Annotated in this window: 2 protein-coding genes; both read left to right on the forward strand. The window is 37.8% G+C overall.

Annotated elements, in window-relative coordinates; genetic code table 11:
- The coding region (lpxD, locus tag F6K13_RS30285; RefSeq protein ID WP_287289443.1) for a UDP-3-O-(3-hydroxymyristoyl)glucosamine N-acyltransferase at positions 1–927 on the forward strand (927 nt) is incomplete at its 5' end.
- Positions 928–1,192: 265 nt separating this feature from the next.
- Positions 1,193–1,600, forward strand: a complete 408-nt coding sequence (locus tag F6K13_RS30290; RefSeq protein ID WP_192901226.1) for a DUF2358 domain-containing protein — start codon at positions 1,193–1,195, stop codon at positions 1,598–1,600.
- Positions 1,601–2,064: the final 464 nt, after the last annotated feature.

Consider the following 2,064-nt stretch of genomic DNA (forward strand, 5'->3'; position numbering starts at 1 on the left):
TTTAGTTATATAGAAGGAGCAAAATTTGCCAGTTACTTAGGCACGACAAATGCTAGTGCTTTGATTTTGCCAATGGATGAGACTCTGCAAACCCAGGCAAGCGAACGTGGTATTGAGTGGGTAGCAGGAAAAGAACCGAGATTATTATTTGCCAAGGCGATCGCTCTTTTTTATCAACCTTTTCAACCTATTCGAGAAATTCATGGCACTGCTGTTATTCACTCAACAGCAAAAATAGGAAAAAATGTTTATCTTGGTCCTCATGTTGTAGTTGATGCGGGGGTGAAAATTGGGGATAATGTTTGTATTTATCCAAATGTGGTAATTTATCCAGATGTGGAAATAGGAGATAATTCTGTTTTACACGCCAACTGTTCGATCCACGAACGTAGTCAAATTGGGAATAGTTGTGTGATTCATAGTGGAGCGGTTATTGGTGGAGAAGGTTTTGGTTTTGTGCCTACTCAAGATGGTTGGTATAAAATGGAACAGTCTGGCAGAGTGGTTTTGGAAGATGGGGTTGAAGTTGGTGGCAATACTACTATCGATCGCCCCGCAGTGGGAGAAACTAGAATTGGCAAAAATACGAAGTTGGATAATTTGGTGCAGGTTGGTCATGGTTGTCAAATTGGGAAAAACTGTGCTTTGGCGGCTCAGGTTGGTTTAGCTGGTGGAGTGAAACTTGGTGATCATGTGATTTTGGCAGGTCAAGTGGGTATTGCTAATCAGGCAAAAATTGGAGATGGAGCGATCGCTACTGCTCAAGCAGGTGTTCATAATGATGTTGCTGCTGGAGAAATTGTTTCTAGTAGTCCTGCAGTTCCCTATAAGATTTATTTGAAAGCGTCTGCTATTTATAAACGTTTACCTGAAATTTATCAATATGTGAAACAGATTAAGCGAATGTTGAATATTAGTTCTAAGTAAATTGGGATACATTAACGAACTCAGAAGTCAGAAGGCAGAAGGCAGAAAGCAGAAGGCAGAAGGGAAAATTATATGGGGATAGTCAACGATCGGCCACTCCCTGTCTGATCACTCTAAGCAATTTTAAGCACCTCCATGGATGGTGGGGTATTAAACTCGCAAAAGGTAAAGATAAAACTGCTATTTCAACTTACGCTGACTATTTTTTTAGTAGATTAAGTAAACTCTAGTCTAGATATATCAATTTTTTCTGAGGAAAATTAGAGTGAAAGTTGAACAAGTTATTAATACCCTAAAGTTGGATTTACCTACTCTATTTAAAAAGGATATTTCCTACGATATTTATACTAAGGATATTTTTTTTAAAGACCCAGTTAATACGTTTAAGTGGAAGTTTAATTATCGAATTATTTTTTGGACTTTGCGCTTTCACGGTCGGTTATTTTTCACAGAACTCTATTTTGATTTACACGATGTTCAGCAAACAGAAGAAAATATAATTTTGGCAAATTGGACTGTGCGTGGAATATTAAGAGTTCCTTGGCAAGCCAGAATTTTTTTTAATGGTTATTCGACTTATAAATTGAATAAAGATGGATTAATTTATGAGCATATAGATACTTGGGATAGAAAACCTACTGAAATATTAAAGCAGTTTTTTCACAGGGGTTGAATTCAGTTATCAGTTATCAGTTATCAGTTATCAGGTTTACAGTGGTTTTCATTTGGGTAGACAACAGTAGGGGCGTTTTGCTCCGCAACATATAAAGCGGAGCTTTGCATCAGCAAATGGCCATTCACCCCTACAGGATTTTTGTTGTGACAATGTGGCTCATCAATTTGAAAAGCTCTGTATTATGGCAATAGCGAATGTTGTAGCTTCGTTTCCACAGACCTGATACAAACAAGTGCGGGCATCTTGCCCGCTGTGAGTGTACCTCACCCTTGATGGAATCTACTGTATCAAAAGCTTAAAACTCAGACAAAACCATATTTTTTAGTCCTTCCTTCTTCCTTCTTCTATGAAAACGCCATATTTTTCAGTCCTTTCTTCTTCCTTCCTTCTTCCTTCTTCCTTCTTCCTTACTTCCTTAAATTGCGTAATTTTTACTGTTCAATAGGAGAAATTTCAGCCAT

Source organism: Okeania sp. SIO2B9, from assembly GCF_010672505.1.
Classification (GTDB): domain Bacteria; phylum Cyanobacteriota; class Cyanobacteriia; order Cyanobacteriales; family Microcoleaceae; genus Okeania; species Okeania hirsuta.